This is a genomic window from Mesorhizobium sp. M1182 (assembly GCF_040318335.1).
Taxonomy (GTDB): Bacteria; Pseudomonadota; Alphaproteobacteria; order Rhizobiales; family Rhizobiaceae; genus Mesorhizobium.
In genome coordinates this window covers 71,548-87,346 of sequence record NZ_JAMYMD010000021.1, presented here as the reverse complement: position 1 = coordinate 87,346, position 15,799 = coordinate 71,548, and the positions used below count along the sequence as shown (strand labels likewise).

8 protein-coding genes and 13 pseudogenes are annotated in these 15,799 nt (G+C 60.5%); 5 read left to right on the top strand and 16 right to left on the bottom strand.

Annotation, left to right across the window (positions count from 1 at the left end; translation table 11 throughout):
- Nucleotides 1-477: 477 nt before the first annotated feature.
- Together NKH33_RS22420 and NKH33_RS22415 are read right to left on the bottom strand one after the other, a co-directional pair.
- Nucleotides 478-678: pseudogene (locus NKH33_RS22420) on the bottom strand (TrbI/VirB10 family protein); the annotation flags it as partial.
- Between the two features lie 124 nt (nt 679-802).
- Nucleotides 803-965 (bottom strand): annotated as a pseudogene (locus NKH33_RS22415) (ATPase); the annotation flags it as partial.
- Nucleotides 966-1,058: 93 nt separating this feature from the next.
- On the opposite strand from NKH33_RS22415, the gene NKH33_RS22410 reads away from it, so the two are divergent.
- Together NKH33_RS22410 and NKH33_RS22405 are read left to right on the top strand one after the other, a co-directional pair.
- A complete protein-coding gene (locus tag NKH33_RS22410) occupies nt 1,059-1,697 on the top strand; it encodes a glutathione S-transferase family protein (RefSeq protein WP_352921527.1) in 639 nt (212 codons plus the stop codon).
- Between the two features lie 443 nt (nt 1,698-2,140).
- Nucleotides 2,141-2,380, top strand: a pseudogene (locus tag NKH33_RS22405) (MFS transporter); the annotation flags it as partial.
- A 55-nt stretch (nt 2,381-2,435) separates the two neighbouring features.
- Here NKH33_RS22405 and NKH33_RS22400 read toward each other — a convergent pair.
- The 7 genes and pseudogenes from NKH33_RS22400 to NKH33_RS22370 form a co-directional block, all read right to left on the bottom strand.
- Nucleotides 2,436-2,813: pseudogene (locus NKH33_RS22400) on the bottom strand (ATP-binding protein); the annotation flags it as partial.
- Nucleotides 2,814-2,845: 32 nt separating this feature from the next.
- Nucleotides 2,846-3,610 carry a hypothetical protein gene (locus NKH33_RS22395; protein WP_352921526.1) on the bottom strand — a complete coding sequence of 255 codons (765 nt, stop codon included), beginning with the start codon at nt 3,608-3,610 and terminating at the stop codon, nt 2,846-2,848.
- Nucleotides 3,611-3,832: 222 nt separating this feature from the next.
- Nucleotides 3,833-4,276 (bottom strand): annotated as a pseudogene (locus NKH33_RS22390) (ATP-binding protein); the annotation flags it as partial.
- Nucleotides 4,266-5,106, bottom strand: a pseudogene (locus tag NKH33_RS22385) (Mu transposase domain-containing protein); the annotation flags it as partial. The pseudogenes NKH33_RS22390 and NKH33_RS22385, both read right to left, overlap by 11 nt.
- 133 nt (nt 5,107-5,239) lie before the next feature.
- A pseudogene (locus tag NKH33_RS22380) lies at nt 5,240-5,633 on the bottom strand (IS21 family transposase); the annotation flags it as partial.
- Between the two features lie 254 nt (nt 5,634-5,887).
- Nucleotides 5,888-6,040 (bottom strand): annotated as a pseudogene (locus tag NKH33_RS22375) (ACT domain-containing protein); the annotation flags it as partial.
- 12 nt (nt 6,041-6,052) lie between these two features.
- Nucleotides 6,053-6,202, bottom strand: a complete 150-nt coding sequence (locus NKH33_RS22370; protein WP_502906752.1) for a hypothetical protein — start codon at nt 6,200-6,202, stop codon at nt 6,053-6,055.
- Nucleotides 6,203-7,009: 807 nt separating this feature from the next.
- On the opposite strand from NKH33_RS22370, the pseudogene NKH33_RS22365 reads away from it, so the two are divergent.
- Nucleotides 7,010-7,517 (top strand): annotated as a pseudogene (locus tag NKH33_RS22365) (transposase); the annotation flags it as partial.
- A gap of 244 nt (nt 7,518-7,761) precedes the next feature.
- Nucleotides 7,762-7,833, top strand: a pseudogene (locus tag NKH33_RS22360) (electron transfer flavoprotein subunit alpha/FixB family protein); the annotation flags it as partial.
- 406 nt (nt 7,834-8,239) lie between these two features.
- Here NKH33_RS22360 and panC read toward each other — a convergent pair.
- Nucleotides 8,240-8,948 (bottom strand): annotated as a pseudogene (panC, locus tag NKH33_RS22355) (pantoate--beta-alanine ligase); the annotation flags it as partial.
- Nucleotides 8,945-9,785 (bottom strand): annotated as a pseudogene (gene panB, locus NKH33_RS22350) (3-methyl-2-oxobutanoate hydroxymethyltransferase). The pseudogenes panB and panC, both read right to left, overlap by 4 nt.
- Before the next feature lie 192 nt (nt 9,786-9,977).
- Here panB and NKH33_RS33270 point away from each other — a divergent pair.
- The gene (locus NKH33_RS33270; RefSeq protein ID WP_502906751.1) at nt 9,978-10,481 is read left to right on the top strand and encodes an aldehyde dehydrogenase family protein; all 504 of its coding nucleotides are present in this window, start codon (nt 9,978-9,980) and stop codon (nt 10,479-10,481) included.
- 142 nt (nt 10,482-10,623) lie between these two features.
- Here NKH33_RS33270 and NKH33_RS22340 read toward each other — a convergent pair.
- From NKH33_RS22340 to NKH33_RS22320, 5 genes and pseudogenes are all read right to left on the bottom strand, one after another.
- A pseudogene (locus NKH33_RS22340) lies at nt 10,624-10,794 on the bottom strand (oligopeptide/dipeptide ABC transporter ATP-binding protein); the annotation flags it as partial.
- Nucleotides 10,795-10,986: 192 nt separating this feature from the next.
- Nucleotides 10,987-11,913 (bottom strand): LysR family transcriptional regulator, encoded by a 927-nt coding sequence (locus NKH33_RS22335; RefSeq protein WP_352921557.1) that lies wholly within the window; start codon nt 11,911-11,913, stop codon nt 10,987-10,989.
- Nucleotides 11,914-12,037: 124 nt separating this feature from the next.
- Nucleotides 12,038-12,940 carry an HpcH/HpaI aldolase/citrate lyase family protein gene (locus tag NKH33_RS22330; RefSeq protein ID WP_352921524.1) on the bottom strand — a complete coding sequence of 301 codons (903 nt, stop codon included), beginning with the start codon at nt 12,938-12,940 and terminating at the stop codon, nt 12,038-12,040.
- A gap of 133 nt (nt 12,941-13,073) precedes the next feature.
- Nucleotides 13,074-14,225, bottom strand: a complete 1,152-nt coding sequence (locus tag NKH33_RS22325; RefSeq protein WP_352921522.1) for a CaiB/BaiF CoA transferase family protein — start codon at nt 14,223-14,225, stop codon at nt 13,074-13,076.
- 15 nt (nt 14,226-14,240) lie between these two features.
- Nucleotides 14,241-15,494: a methylaspartate ammonia-lyase gene (locus NKH33_RS22320; protein WP_352921556.1), complete on the bottom strand. Its 1,254-nt coding sequence runs from the start codon at nt 15,492-15,494 to the stop codon at nt 14,241-14,243.
- Between the last annotated feature and the right edge of the window lie 305 nt (nt 15,495-15,799).

Here is a 15,799-nt window from a genome sequence, read left to right as displayed (position 1 = left end):
AAGATATGGCGGGAAAAGCCCATTCATCCCTATTTGCGGCCATGGACTTTTCCAAATCGCCATGGCAACATTGACCGCATGCTTTCTGTATAGTCACAACCTACATCACATTTTCTATCGACAACCCCAGAGTACTCGGAAGTCTTACTTCTTGCAGCGATAACTCGTGGTCTGGCCGTCTCACCTCAACTACGCGTTTAAAATAGTAGCCGATCATCGTCGCTCGGCGCGTACGCGCATCGCGATTGACGGTGTCCGGCTCCGGCTTGGCAGATGGGTATTCGGCTTGCGCCCCTTCTTCAACGGTGATGCAGGGTGCTGCGATTCGAGCTGATGATAGAACATGGTCTGCCCAAACAGCCGCACGCATTATGAAAGGAAGCAGCATGAAGCGCTTTACCGGCCTCGATGTCGCGGTGAAAGAGAGCGCGATTTGCATTGCCGATGAATCCGGCAGGATCTGCCGCGAGGTGAAGGGCCGCGGGTGATTTCGGACTGATACTCGCCGATCAGCCGGGTTCCCGTCGGGATCAGAATGCGTCGGCCGTCGAAGGAATGGACGTCCTGGGAGACGATCGCCCTGACTTGACCGGGCAGGTCGCTGACGATCGCGGTCTCCAGAATGCCGGGGATCATCGTCCCCTCGGCGATTAGCGCGTCGATGCGCTTGATCTGGCGTGTCCAGCGACTCGATATTCCACGCCAGTCCGGAACGGATGGGCAAGGCCCATTGTCACAATCAAAAGATCAACAGATCCTGCTTTTCAATAACATAGCGAGGTGTGCACTATGTCGTGGGTTCGGTGCCGCCGATCAGGATCAGATTGCGTTCGAGGTCCTTGAGGACCGGGAACTTCGCTCCGCTGAGCCTGTAGTTGATCGATCGGGACTGGCGGTGCGTGATCTCGGCGCGGATCAGGCTGGCGAGTAGCGGGGTAGAGTTCGTCGCGCCGGTTGAGGCCCTTTCAGGCGACTTCGTCGATCCTCGTGCCAAGCACGAGGATGACGGAGTAAGAAAGCCAGCCTACCAGTTCAATCAGTCAGCAACGGAGAGCGACATGTACAAGCTCTATTGGTCGCCCGGCAGCGCCGCGATGGCGCCGCACGCTATTCTCGAAGACATCGGCGTGCCCTACGAGCTCATCAGGCTCGACACCGCGAAAGGTGAACAGCACAGCTCGGACTATCTGAAGCTAAATCCCCACGGGCGCGTGCCTACGCTGGTCTATGACGGCGAATGGGTTGTGTACGAAGCTACGGCGATCTGCCTGTTCCTGACGGAGCGCCATCCGGAGGTCGGCTTGGCGCCTAATCTCGGCAGTAGGGATCGCGCTCCCTTTCTGCAATGGATGGCGTATCTCACCAACACGGTGCAGGAGGCGCTGATGCATCGGTGGCAATCCGAACAGTTCATCGACGGCGTCGACCACCAGGCCGAGCTTAAGCGGAAAGCGGAGCAGCGCCTCGCCGGCATGTTTCGCTTCATCGACGAGCATCTCGCCAAGTCCGGCCCGTATCTGTGCGGGGCGAGGCTCTATGCCTGCGACTACTACGCTGTGATGCTGGCGCGCTGGACCTTGGCCTTAACAAGGCCGGCGCAAACGAATCCGCACGTGAACAGGCTGATCCGCGCGGTACTGGAGCGGCCGGGCTATGCGCGAATGCTCAAGGCCGAGGAGATCGAGCAACCCGTCTGACGCGCTGTTCTCAGTCTACGAACGTCACGGCTAAAGCCCATAGCTCCCAGCCCGGGTCAGCGTCGGTCGTCGTAATCTTTCTCCCGGCGGGACACATTCGTTAGACGAAGCCTCATCCCTTTTTGAATTAATGGTGCGGTTGATGTGCACCTACAAATATAGCTGCATAGAGGAGGACGGTTTGCGCCACAATGCGTCGACTGCTGAAACGTGGACCGCACAAGGTGGCTTGGTTTGAAATATGTGCGCGAAGAGGACCCTCGTGGCGCTCGATCTCGCGTTCAAACATTCGAGCAGCGCCGCGAGACAGCCCATCCAGCCAGCTATGACGGAGCCCGTTTCTGGGTTAGCGGGTGCGCAAGTGTGGCAGCTTGGCTTGAGTGGCGAGGGCATGTTTGGATGACTTGTGAAATCCAGCCGCAGTCGATCGAGAAGCTCCCACAATGTCGAAGAGAACATCTCCACTCGTACCGTTTCAACACAAGACGTTCCGTTCCCTGTGGTCGGCTGCACTTGTTTCGAACCTTGGCACCATGGTTGAGGGCGTGGCTGCTGCATGGCTGGTGACGAGCATTGCCACGTCGCCTGGCATGGTGGCACTCGTCAAGTATTCAACCACGCTGCCGTACATGATCCTTTCGCTCGCCGCGGGAGCGCTCGCGGATAACTTTGATCGCCGCCGGTGTTGATTTCTGCTGAGAACTGACCCGGCATTTCCGCCGAGAACTGACCCGCCTCTCATGTATCTTTCGGGTCTGGTGCGACGGTCAAGTTCCTGTTTTTCTCCTTCCTGGTTTTGGCCTCTTGAGCCGAGCTGTTTTTGAATCGGAAGCTGTCGTTTCCGGTCTCGAGGATTTGGCAGTGGTGGGTCAGGCGGTCGAGCAATGCGGTCGTCATCTTGGCATCGCCGAAGACGCTCGCCCATTCGCTGAAGCTCAAGTTGATGGTGATGATGACGCTGGTGCGCTCGTAGAGCTTGCTCAAGAGATGGAAGAGCAGCGCGCCGCCGGATGCACTGAACGGCAGGTAGCCCAATTCATCGAGGATGACGAGATCGGAATGGACGAGGCGGTTGGCGATCTGCCCGGATCTGCCTTGCGCCTTCTCCTGCTCGAGCCTAGCGTGCGCACACATTTGCTTCGAGTGGTTTAGTTTGGATTTGCAAGAGCGAAGCCCTCGGCGATGGCGTGGAAGCGTTTGAGGCCGTTGCTAAAGGTGACCGGGCCTGGCGGGCGCTCCTTGGCGTAGCCGTTCCATCCTCCCAGCCGGGCAATGCACCAGGCGGCCCAGGCCAGTGTGTGCCCAGGGTGCGGATTCTTCTGCTTTTGGGTGTTGCCTTCGAGCCTGGTGATGAGTGCTTGCAGGACAGTGATCTCCGTGGGGCCGAAGAGGCGTGCGGCCCTGAAGGCTTGGCCGGCCGCACCGCGCCCGTGCACGAGTTGCATGACCCTGGTGGCGACGATGTCGGCCTCGCAGTCGCCGATCACGGTGGCCAACGGCGTATCGGTCAGCGCCTGGCGCGCCGCCTTGGCAGTGGCAATCCATTTGTAGCTTTCCTTGTCTTCGATCGGCAGCGCCTGGTAGTCATCCGCCTTCTTTCCCTCGCGCCGCCAGATCGTGGCGGCCGCCAGGCCCAGAACGCTGCCGTCCGCGGCATCCACGGCCAGCGCCGGATGCACGAACAGCCCGACATCCTTGCCATTGCCGACGCGACCGAGGCCCCGCTTGCGCGCGGTCTTGGCCGCGTAGTTGATCTCGCTGCTGTCCTCGATGAGCAAAACATGGCGGCCGGCCGCTGCTTCGGCCGTTCGTGCCGCCGCCGCGCGGATGATCTCTTGCTTGCTCACGTGGCGATTGCGAAACAGGCGCGTGAACGCAACCTTTTCAGCGCGTGTATCGGCCAGCCGGCGCATGCCCGCGCTGACGCGCGCAACCATGCGCTCCAGAACCATGCTCCCCTTTTTTGCAGGCGCAGGTCGCCGAAGTATCCAAGCAGCAAAGCCATCGTCGAAATCTCCAGAATCAACAATGGCAGCTACAGAATCACATGCGATTCCAACCCTTCAAGCCCCTTTCGCAGCCGCCGACCCTTCCCGCTTGACATCCCCAAGACGCAAATGTGTGCGCACGCTAGCCTGCTCGAGCGCATTGACCAGTTCGACGGTGGAGAAGAAGCGGACGCGTCTGCGGTGATGCTCGATCGCCTGCACGCCGATGGCGGTCGCGACATGGGTCTTTCCCGTGCCGGGCCCGCCGACCAGGACGATGTTGTTGGCTGCTTCGATGAACTCGCAACGATGGAGCTGGCGTACGAGCGCCTCGTTGCTCTCGCTGCTTGAGAAGTCGAAGCCGTTCAGGTCGCGGTAGGCCGGGAACCGAGCCGCCTTGAGCTGATAGGCCACCGACCTGACCTCCCGTTCGGCCGTTTCGGCCTTCAGGAGCTGGGACAGGATCGGAATGGCGGCCTCGAAGGCAGGCGAGCCCTGTTCGGTCAGTTCGCCGACGGCCTGGGCCATGCTATGCATCTTGAGGCTCCTGAGCATGATGACGATGGCGCCACTGGCGGGATTATGACGCATGGCGCACCTCCACGGTCTTCCTCAGGGCGTCGTAGCGCTCGACATTGGCCTTCGGTTCGTTGGTGAGCGTCAAGGCCTGAGGCGCATCGATCGTCGGCGGCACAGAGGGTTTGCCGTCGACCAGCCGGTGAAGCAGGTTCAGCACATGCGTCTTCGTCGGAACGCCCGCCTTCAGTGCCATCTCGACGGCCGAGAGCACGGCCTGTTCGTCGTGTTGAAGGACGAGCGCCAGGATGTCGACCATCTCGCGATCGCCGCCCGGCTTCCTGAGGAGATGCTGCTGCAATGTCCTGAAGGCATCAGGAAGCTCGACAAAGGGGGCGCCGTTGCGAAGGGCGCCCGGCTTGCGCTGAACGACGGCCAGATAATGCCGCCAGTCGTAGACCGTCTGTCCTGGCCGGTCATGAGAACGGTCGATGATGCGGCGGTGCTCGCAGATCATCTGACCTTCCGCGGCGACGACAATCCTCTCCGGGTAAACACGCAGGCTCACCGGCCGGTTGGCGAAGGATGCCGGAACGCTGTAGCGGTTGCGCTCCAGATGGACGAGGCAGGTCGGGGTGACGCGTTTGGTGTATTCGACGAAGCCGTCGAACGGACGTGATGCCGGCATGAGAGCCTGAGCTTCTTCGGCCCAGATATCGGCGATGGTTCCACGCATTTGCCCATGCGATGTCTGTCGCCAAAGCTCCTTACAGCGGCTCTCCAGCCATTCGTTCAGGGCTTCCAGAGAGGCAAAGCGCGGGATGGGCTGCCAGAGTCGATGACGCGCATCCTGGACGTTCTTCTCAACCTGCCCCCTTCTCCCAACCGGATGCCGGATTGCAGAACGGCAGCCCATCGGAGTTTTCGATCTGGCTGCAGCCGGCATCGTCCTCGGTATCGGCCTGCCCTTCGGCAGCATGCCCGCGCAAAAACTCATCGGCCTCACGCAAGAAGCCATCGCCCTCGGCGCAACTGAAATTCGGGCTCGAAGAGGTAGTGGCTGGCCATCGCCAGGAAGCGGACGTTGACATCGCGCTCCTTCCCGCGGCCGACCCGGTCGATGGCGGTTCATACTGTCGTAGATGCCGCGGCGGGGAACGCCGCCAAAGACGTGGAAGGCGTGATTGTGGGCATCGAACAGCATCTCGTGCGTCTGCAGGAGATAGGCCCGGACGACGAAGGCACGGCTTAGCTCAGCTTCGTGTGGGCCACCTGCAGCTTGGTGCGCTCATTGCCGATGATCGCCCAGTCCTCGGACCAGTCGAACTGGAACGCTTCGCCGGGTTCGAAGGCCAGCGGCACGAATGTCCCACGACCTGACGTATGCAGCTCCCTCTGCCGATCGGCTTTTCCAATCCCGGGCGAATGCCGCGCTTTACCAGATCAAGGTCGGTTGGCTGAACGCGGATGTGGTCACGATCGTCTCTAACCACCAAGACACGAGGTCTGCGCCAGTTTCGCGCATGAGATCAAGCAGCTTTTGTTCCTGCCCGGTCTTGTTCTCCTTACAAGATCCTGGCCCGATACATGCAGTCTTATCTGACGACTTGAGCCGTGGGGTCGCCGAGCGGGAGGGGGTCGCCTATCATTACTGGCCGGTGTTGAAAGCGACTCGTCTCCTTCAACGGCCAGACGCATGAAGAAGCGAGTGCTGGTGCGGTCCCAGAACTGGCTGCTTTCGGCAATGTTGGCGCCGAGCGCGGTCAGTCCGGTGGCGACGGCCGCGACTATGCAGGGGCGATCATCGCAGGTTAGGGTTAGAACCTGGAGTTGTGACATTGTATCTTCCGGTCAAATCGAAAGGGACATCTCGGGCAGGATCGGAAAGAGATGGCCGCGGAAGATCGGCACCTCCTCGCCTTTGTTGATGGCGATGATCAACTTGGAGTCGTTCATGCCGGCGCGGTGCTGGATGGCGCCTGAAATGAGCGCCGCGCGCAATCCTGTTTTCCTGCGGCGCGACGAATTCCGGCGGCAGACACACGACATGGCCGTGACCGGGGGCGACGAGGGTGGTTGGGACGAGCGTGTGGAAGAATTCCGTGTTACCGCCAGCCCGCGCGAGCCTCGAGCAGTTGGCACAGGAGATCTCGTTTGAGCGGAAGTACTTGATGCCGTCGTAGGCGATGAGCACGCGTCCTTCGAGCCGACGCAAGGCGTCGAGACAACCGCCATCGCACAGGGCGTCGAAGACGGAAGAAGTTCTGCGGGCCGACTGGATCGAGCAAGGCACGGCTGGTTATGGCAGGGAATGCGGTCCATCGCGAACAGGCTGTGGCAGTTCGAGCGAGCGTGGCTTCCGCCAATCGTTTCTGATGCGCAGGAAGGATGGGCTCTGCATGAAGAACGCCGAGAACGCGGCCATCGCGGCGTCGACCGTCGTATATCCCCTGGAAGCGCCAGGGCCAGGACATCGAACAGTTCCCGAACCTCAAGGCTTGGCTCGAACGCGTCGGCGCAAGGCCGGCTGTCATTCGCGGCATAGAGGTCGGCGCCGACAAGCTCAAGCAAGCCGTCGACCTCAAGACCGACGCCAAGGCCCACGCCATCCTCTTCGGCGGTGCCCGCGCTTGAGGGTGCGCGCGGCCGCCAGGAAATAGCGGATCTGGTGCATCTCCATGGGGCCACTATAGGGGTTTGTTCGTGCCGTCCTGGAACGGCCCCGATAGTCCTGCCTATTCAAAATGATGGGCCATCCGTATTGGAGCCGGGCGGCGCCCTACGCATCCGCTACCTCACGGCATGCCCGATCCGGCGGCGATCATCGAACCGCTGCTGGAGGCGCGCAGCACGCTGCGCGAGAAGTTTGCCGCCCTCCACCGCAAGGTCCTGGCCTTGCCCACGACGATGAAGTCTGCGGCCGACTGATGAAACCCCCGGCGTCGGCCCTGTGACCGCGCTGGCCTACACGGCGACGATCGACATTCCGCAACGCTTCAAGAACTCCAAGGCGGCCGGGCCAGCGCTGGGATTAACGCCGGTGCTCGACGAGTCGGGTGAAAGCCGGCGCATCGGCCGGACATCCTGCTGCGGCGACGGCATGATGCGAACACTGCTTTACGAGGCCGCGCAGACGCTGCTGACGCGTGTGACGAAATGGTCGTGGCTGCGGGCGATGAACGTTGCCAAGCGGCGCGGCCGACAGAAGGCCATTGTCGCATTGGCCCGCCGGCTGGCGGTGATCATGCACCGCATCTGGAGCGACGGCACAGAGTTCCGCTGGACGCGACAAGACGTCATGCCGACGGCCGACTGATGTACCCCCGACCACTGGCAGCTTGCCGCCGAGGCCGTCAAGGGCAAGTCGCTGCGCGATGGCTTCAGCCACCCTTGACCGGCCACTGCGCGCGGGCGGCAGAGCCGAAACCCAGGTCGGAGACGAGGAGATGGGTCGCCAGCGGTCGAACACGGAGATGAAACATGATCGCAGAGCAAGCGTGACAAGGATCACCCCATAAGGTTCCACCTGCCGGTGGAAAGGGGTGATCACGGTGCGCACCGCAGCGGTCGATGCCAGCTATGCACCGAACAACTGGCAGGTCGGCCAGACCGGCAAGGTGTTGGCGCCGAACTTTATATCGCCTGCGGTGGCTCGATACCGGCGGCGCGCGCTTGCCCTGCTCGATCCGGTATCTCGGCGACGATCTGTGTCCGTGCCAGCCAGTCTGCGGCCGTCCAGGTTTCGGGCAGCCACTTCCTCTTGGTCTGCAAGCCCTCCTCCCACAAAGTCTGTTTGAATACCTCACCGGCATCGAGCTCGGCCGACGTGTCGATCACGTCAAACGCGGCAAGAAGCGCTTGGCCTATACGCACCGCTGGCTCGAAGGCGTCCCCCTGCGCGACGGCGCCGATGCGCTGAAGCATCATTAAAATCAGCAGATTGCGCCAGCGCTGTGCTTCCGTCTTGAACGGATTGCGTGGCGATCGTTGCATCGAAGACCTCATATAGGTCCTAGATGGATGGCGGAAGTGCCGGAGGTAACCGGGCGTGAGGATCACTTGCCTGGCTTCGGCGAGTACGGCTTCGACCGGCGCTCCTGCCGAGAGCCGCTCCGCCGCCTCGCACAGGACTTCGGCGAGCTTTGGTGCCGCCAACCGCTGCTCGGCTGAGAGCCTCACATTGCGCGACGACATCGCCAGACCATCTGCTTCACGCACGGTTGAACAGGCGACAATCTCGATTGGAATATCGAGGTCGCGGGCGAGTCTCTGCACGACGTGCAATTGCTGGAAATCCTTTTCGCCGAAGAATGCGAGATCGGCGCCGGCCTGCAGGAACAGCTTGGTGACGACTTGCCACGCCGTCGAAATGGCCGGGGCGATGAGCGCCGCAGAAGCCCTCACTGACGTTGCTGACCGACACCGTCGTGGAAAAACCTTCCGGATACATCTCAGCCCCGTCAGGGGCGTAGAGAATGTGGGCGCCAAGCGGCGCCAGCTTGGCGCCGTCTTCCTGCTCGGTTCGCGGATAGGCGGCGGCGTCGGCCTGGCTGTTGAACTGGTTTGGGTTGACGAAGAGGGTCACGATCACCCGATTGGCCATTTCCAAAGCCGCGCGCATCAGGCTGAGGTGGCCTTCATGCAGGGCGCCCATGATCGGCACGACGGCCACTTTCAGGCCTTCGTGGCGCCAGTTGGCAACGATGCTGCGCAATTCCGCAATCGTCCGAACGATCGGTATGCTCATGTTTCTCTTCCTTTGACGGCTCTTGGCGCATCGCCGAACACATGCTCGGCGGCCGGAAATCGGCGCTCGCGCACCTCCTGCGCGTAGATTGCGATGGCCGCCTCGGCGGTCTCCCCGAGTTCGGCATAGCGCTTGACGAATTTCGGCCGAAAGCCGGTGAACATCCCCAGGATGTCGTCGACCACCAGGATCTGCCCGTCGCAGGCGGCCGAGGCCCCGATCCCGATTGTGGGAATTGTGACTTCCTCGGTTATTCTCCGTGCCAGCGGCTCGGTGACCTTTTCAAGCACAAGGGCGAAGGCACCGGCTTCGGCAACAGCAATTGCGTCACGGAAAATCCTGTCGCCGTCTTCGCCCCTGCCCTGGACCTTGTAGCCGCCAAAGACATTGACCTATTGCGGCGTCAGCCCGACATGGGCCATGACGGGGATGCCACGGCTGGTCAAGAACCGGACCGTCTCGGCCATGCTCCCGCCGCCCTCGAGCTTGACGGCCGCGCAGCGTCTCGGCGATGACGCGCGCGGCATTGCGGAAGGCCTGCTCGGGGCTTTCCTCGTAGGAGCCGAACGGCATATCGACGATCATCAGCGCCTGCTCCAGGCCGCGTCGCACGGCCTTGCCGTGCATGATCATCATCTCCAGCGTCACGCCGAGCGTCGAGGGCAGGTCGTGGAGAACCATGCCGACGCTGTCGCCGACCAGCACCACATCACAATGGGGGTCGACCAGCCGGGCAACCGGGGTCGTGTAGGCGGTAAGGCAGACGAGCGGCGTTCCACCCTTTCGCGAACGAATATCCGGCGGTGTAATTGCCTTTGTATCGCCAGCTGCGCTCAACCCACGCCTCCTTCCCTTCGTTACCCACCGCGTCGCGTTTGGCACATTTTGTGCAAGTGCGCACAGCCTCGATCGCGCCTCGGCCGAAAGAGATCTTTAGATTGTCGATAGTGAGGGGGGTCATTCGCGCTCTCTTTCCTTGGTGCGTGGCAAGACAAGGCGGGAGAGCCTTCTGGCCCAGCCTGGTTCCGGGTGCGCGCCCATCCGAGGATCCACCAGATCACGGAGGCCGTCTCCGATCAGGGTCAGCCCGACTACGGTGATGACCATGGCAGCACTGGCGAACAGAACCATGTAGGGTGCCTTCGTGATTGCTGCTTTGCCATAGTGGATATTGCCTCGAGGCGGCAGTGGAACGCTGACGGTGGCCAACCCGGCAACAGAGGAGGTATTTGGCTCGATGGCCGCAGCGTCGGCTTCGAGGATGCTGATCTCGCAAAGGCCGTTCCGGCAATTTCGGAATTCAAGTTCGAGTGCGCGGGCCAGAGCTGCAACGCGCCAAGCAGGATCCTCGTCGCGCGGCCACTCTATGAGGAGTTTCTATCCCGGATGACCGACGTCGCCCGCAAAATCAAAATTGGCCCACCCGACGACCCTACGACGGAGATGGGACCGATGGCAAACGCGCGCCGAATCGAGGCCATGGAGCGTCTTGTCAAGGACGCGGTGGATCGCGGCGCCAGCATAGACCGGTGAGACCTGCCTCGACCGGTACGCCCCGACCTTGTTCGCCTTACAGATAAGAACGGCACGCGCCGTATCGGCGATTCAGCTTTTCGCCGAGCTCCATCAAACGCGTGATGAGCCGCGCCGCGTAGCGGTGGCGCCGACTAAGCCGTCATTTTGCAAGCCAGCACGCGGACAAGTGCTGCGGTCCCACTTCGACGGCCAGCGGCTCCTCTTGCTGACAGCGATCGAACGCGAGCGGGCAACGCGGATGAAAACGGCAGCCCTTCGGCACGCGCGCGGCACTTGGAACCTCGCCCTGCAGGGCCGGCAATTGATCGGAACGCTGTCCGGATTTTGATCGGAATCCCGTCCGGCTAATTCCTGGAATTCGCACTCGCTCCTCCGCAGTTCATCGCGATAGTCGCATGCGGTCAAATATTGAATGTCGCCCAAAACCATCTCGAATCCAGATTGATGCTGCTCAAGCAGCCGCGAAGAGCCATAGCACTGGAAGAATTTGGCTTGGGATTTCCTAAACCCGGTCCGGAACCGTGGCCGACCAGTGCCTGCCCTCGATCAAAGTCCTTACGACCTTGGGGATCAGCTTGCGGACCGCGGAGACGGCTGGAGAGCGCTCATCTTTTGGATTGACGGCAAGCACAACGGAACGGGTAATCACCGGATCAATGATCTTAACCGTCCGGACTTGGCCTTGAGACGCCTCTTTCTGAATGGCCGACGGGGCAAGGATAGAATAGGCTTTTCCTTCCATCACCATGTTGATGATCGTAGAAAGGGAGTCGACTTCGAATCTGACGTCCAGCACACACCCGTGCTGCGCAACGACATCAGCCACCGAACGCCTGACATTGTTGTTGCGCATCGGAACCGCCAGCGGAAACGCATGCAGGTCGGCGAGCGGTATCGAATCTTCGAAAGGCGGTTCACCCCGCGGCACTACCAGGCAAAGTTCTTCCCGTGCCAGCACCGTCATTCGCCCTACACTCTCGGCAGTGCGGTAAAGGACAGCCAGATTGAAGCGGCCAGCAGCCATCCACTCTTCGAGCGGTCCCGTCATGCCCTCGATCATCTTAAGCGAGATCCTCGGCAATTCGCTTCTTACCGTTTCAAGCAAGGGACCGCTAAGGACGCGAGCGGCTCCGGACGGAATGCCAATGGTCACCTCTCCGGAAGGAGCGGCCACCGAGTTGGTCAGTTCCGCCTCAGTGAGCTGAATTTCCTTCAGAATGATCCGGGCGCGCTCAAGCAGCTTGTCTCCGGACGCTGTGACGCTGACACCGGTCCTGTCGCGTACCAGCAGCTGGGTTCCGAATCCTTCCTCCAGTTGACGCACATGCAGGCTTAGAGCGCTTTGAGCAACGTTGAGGGTCGCAGCTGCCTTCGTGAAACTGCCCGCTTCGACGACGCCGACAAAGTATCTTAACTGCCTGATGTCCACGATGAACAAATCCAACCGGGGCATGATCCCCAGTGCCTTCTTATCTATCTCGAAACGAGATGGCAGGCAAGCAACAAACTGGGGCCATGACAAACCAGCGCCTGTCCGGCCGCTGATCAAAGGCTCAGTTATTGCTAGCGAGAGCCAGGATCTCATGGGCGCGCCGAACCACTGGCGGATCAACCATCGTACCATTCAACGAGAATGCAGACAGTCCACGCGTGGCGGCATCGTTTTCCGCCGCGACGACACTATGGGCCCACTCGAGTTCCTGTGCGCTTGGCGAGAAAGCCTCATTGAATATGGCCACCTGTGTCGGATGGATCGCCAAAGCTCCGGCAAAGCCAAGCCTCCGCGCATGCGCCGCGGCTTCTCGAAGTTTATCAGTGTCCGAGAACTCGCCGATGCTTCCTATGAAGCCCAGCGGGAGCAACCCGGCCGCACGGGCGGCAAACAGAACAGAAAGGTTCGGCGTCAAGAGAAGGTCGAATTCCGGGGCGCCGCCAACAGCGGCACTGAAGTCTTCAGGACCAAGCGCCATTGCGACCATCCTTGGATGCGCCGACGCAATGGCCGCGAGCCTTTGCAAGGCGCCCGGGGTCTCGATCTGGGCAAGGAACCGGATGCGTCCCCGCGGAAGATTTCTTTCTCGTTCAAGTTCCGAAACCGCATTCGCGATCTCTAATACCCACTCTGCCGAATCCGTCTTCGGAAGAACCAGTGCGTCAACACCAGCCATCACGGCTGCATCGAGATCGGCCGCCAAGGCGCGCAAACCACGATTCACGCGGACCAAAACAGATGCGCCCTTGCGCGCCACCTTTGCCACGGATGCAGGAAGCTGCCGCCGTGCCTCGCCCTTCTGATCCTGGGGAACGGAATCCTCCAGGTCGAGAATGACGCCATCTGCACCGCGCTCATGGGCCGTCTCCACAAAGCGCGGAACGTGAGCGGGAACGAAGAGCAGGGATCTCCAGCGTGGTACAGACATCGCGCTTTCAACGGCCGCAAAGGTGTCCTTGATCATGGAGTCGCCTCTGCGGTCGATTTTAGCGAGGGCGGTGCCAGTGAGCTTTCTCGGCCGCCTATGCGCTGAGATGATCCGAGGTGCACAAGCTCTTTGTAAATCGCGAGCGCACTCACCTTACCGGGACGCGCCCTCACGCTGACGCGGCTCTTTCGCGCAAAAGCCCCCGAACCTCCTCGCGGACAGCCTCGGTATGAGCACCAAGAGCCGGAACTGGGCGCAGCGAGGGGCGCTCAGAGTTGAAAATCGCCGCCGGCGCTATCGTCTCGACGGTTCCTTCGGGTGTGCCAACCTGCACCCTGCGAATGTGTGGATGCCTTGAAACATCCACCACTTCGTTCAGTCGGCCATATGCCAAGCCGGCCGACTCAAGCTCCCGCATTGCTTCGTGGCAGGACAGTTCGGAAAAACGCAGTTCAATGATCTCATCAAGTTGCGCCCGGTGACCGAGGCGCTCCATGTTGTCGGCAAAACCAGGTGCGCGTGTGAGCGCCGGCTGCTTCAGGAATTTCTCGCAGAAATTCACCCATTCGCGGTCATTCTGAACCGAAAAGATCACCTCTTTGCCGTCGGCGCAACGATAGGCGCCATATGGCGCCAGCGACGGGTGTTTCACGCCGGCGCGTACAGTTTGATAGCCGCTATACTCGTGCTGTAGAACCGGAACATTCATCCAGTCGGCGACGGCATCGAACAGTGACACCTGAATGCTTGTCCCTTCGCCGGTGACCTCGCGGTGATAGAGCGCCTGAAGAATGGCGCTATGTGCCGTCATGCCCGCCGAGATGTCGCAAACCGAGACCCCTACCCGCGCGGGCCCCTGTTGGTTGCCGGTGATCGCGCATAGACCTGTTTCAGCCTGGACGATGAGATCATAAGCCTTCAAATGGGAATACGGCCCTTTCTCCCCGAAACCAGAGATGTCGCAGGTGATCAGACGCGGAAAACGTCGACGGAGATCCGCAGACCCAAAACCTAGTTTTTCGATACTGCCCGGCTTCAGATTCTGGATAAAGACGTCAGCACCGGCAATGAGCGTGTCGAGGACGGCGCGATCCGCCTCCAACCTCAAATCCAGACAGACCGACTCCTTCCCCCGGTTGAGCCAGACGAAGTAGGCGCTCTGACCCCGCACCAACTTGTCGTAGTTTCGCGCGAAGTCTCCTTCGGGCCTTTCGACCTTGATCACCCGGGCGCCCGCGTCCGCAAGACGGGAGGATGCATAAGGCGCGGCCACGGCCTGCTCCACGGCTACGACAGTGATCCCCTCAAGAGAGTTCTGCATGCGACACCGTGCGTTTCATCCAGCGTTTTCGTTTTGAGTCCGACGACGGTTCAGCGTCGCCAGCAACCGGTTTTGTTCGTTCCCAACAATTGAGAATGCCTCGTCGACGCCCATTCCGGGCTTTGCGAGCATCATGTCGGCCTGGGTCGCCACCGAAACGTGGACTGACGCCTGGGCGGAGAGATCCGTCTCGGTACAGCTTCCCCCGACATACGCCCCTACCTTGTTCGCCTTGCAGATGAGAACTGCGCGCGCCGTGTCGGCGATTGAGCCGACGTCTGGCGTCTTGATTTGGACCAGATGCGTGGCCTTCGCTTCGGCAAAAAGCCGAATGTCCTCGAGCGTATTGCATCTCTCATCCACGACAATACGCGCACTGGAACCCCGGTTGTCCAAAATCGATACGATCTTGGCGTAGTTCTCAATTTGAGCTTGCGTCGAACCAAAGTCCGCTGGGCATTCGACGTTGAGCGTAAAACCCGGAACGGTATCAGCAACCTTGCAGATAAAGTCGGCGATGAGTTGCGGCTCCAAGCCGACTTCTTGGCCGACCCAACCATACACATCGAAATGCAGCACCGGATGATACCCGGGGCGGCCGATTTCGCGCGAACGCGTTGCAACCCACTTGACGAACTCCATGAAGGTCTGGCCGCCGACGCCGAATTTCTGCCGCGAGTTGATCAGGCCGTGGGGAAGCACATCCACGGCCTTCAGGATCATTTTATCTACATTGATTTCGCGAGCGTCACCGCTCTGGCAGTAAATCGGGACGCTGCACGTCGGTAGCGGCAGATCGAACTCCGCGCATATGATCTCCGCCATTGTCTTGCGCTGAAGGTGGGCGGCTGCGCGAAGCAGAGCTTGGCTCACGCCATACTCGACAGCCAGAGGTAAGCGCAGATGTTCGACAGGTTCAAAAGCCATCGTGCAACAATCACGAAACCGAGATGCATCGACATCAAAAAGCCGCGGCGCGACCACGCGTGACGTTAAATCTGAGATTTGATCGGTGTCGAACAGAGGATCGCGTCCACCGGCACCAGAGTACTGGACGTTCATCATGTCGCCCCAAACAACGGTCTCGTCGGTAAGGACGAGTCCGATGCTGAGCGAAGATGCTGGAATACGAATGGACTTGAAGCCAGGCGTTGTTGGTGCGCCAATATAGATGAAGCCGTCCTGGGTCGCGCCGGACCTGATGGCTTCCTGGTCGTCATAAAAGAATGCGCCGTTGCCGGGCGCAAGCAGGACATCTGTTATCTGCACTTCGTTTCGCTCTATTTGGTCCAAACACATTTGTGGCCAGATCTGGTCCACCATTACCTGTCCCACTATGCGTCAGTTGGCATCGAGTTCGCCAATATAAAGTCCGGGGCGGTGCCATCGCGTTTTCAGATGGAGGGCGTCCGCCTGAAGAAAAGTCCTGTAACACCAAAGTCTTGGAGTAGTTCAGTCCAACAAACGGTACGCTGGGATTTCCTTTGAGCCACCTAACCTGGCCTTTATGACCTGAACCACATTAGCAACAGATGTGTGCGCGATGGCGATCGATAGCCTAAAGCGTATCGCGT

Excerpts from the sequence above, each read along its gene's own strand:
- NKH33_RS22410 (WP_352921527.1), top strand. The coding sequence starts at position 1,059 with ATGTACAAGCTCTATTGGTCGCCCGGCAGCGCCGCGATGGCGCCGCAC.
- NKH33_RS22325 (WP_352921522.1), bottom strand. The coding sequence starts at position 14,225 with ATGCAGAACTCTCTTGAGGGGATCACTGTCGTAGCCGTGGAGCAGGCC.
- NKH33_RS22395 (WP_352921526.1), bottom strand. The coding sequence starts at position 3,610 with ATGCGCCGGCTGGCCGATACACGCGCTGAAAAGGTTGCGTTCACGCGC.
- NKH33_RS22330 (WP_352921524.1), bottom strand. The coding sequence starts at position 12,940 with ATGATCAAGGACACCTTTGCGGCCGTTGAAAGCGCGATGTCTGTACCA.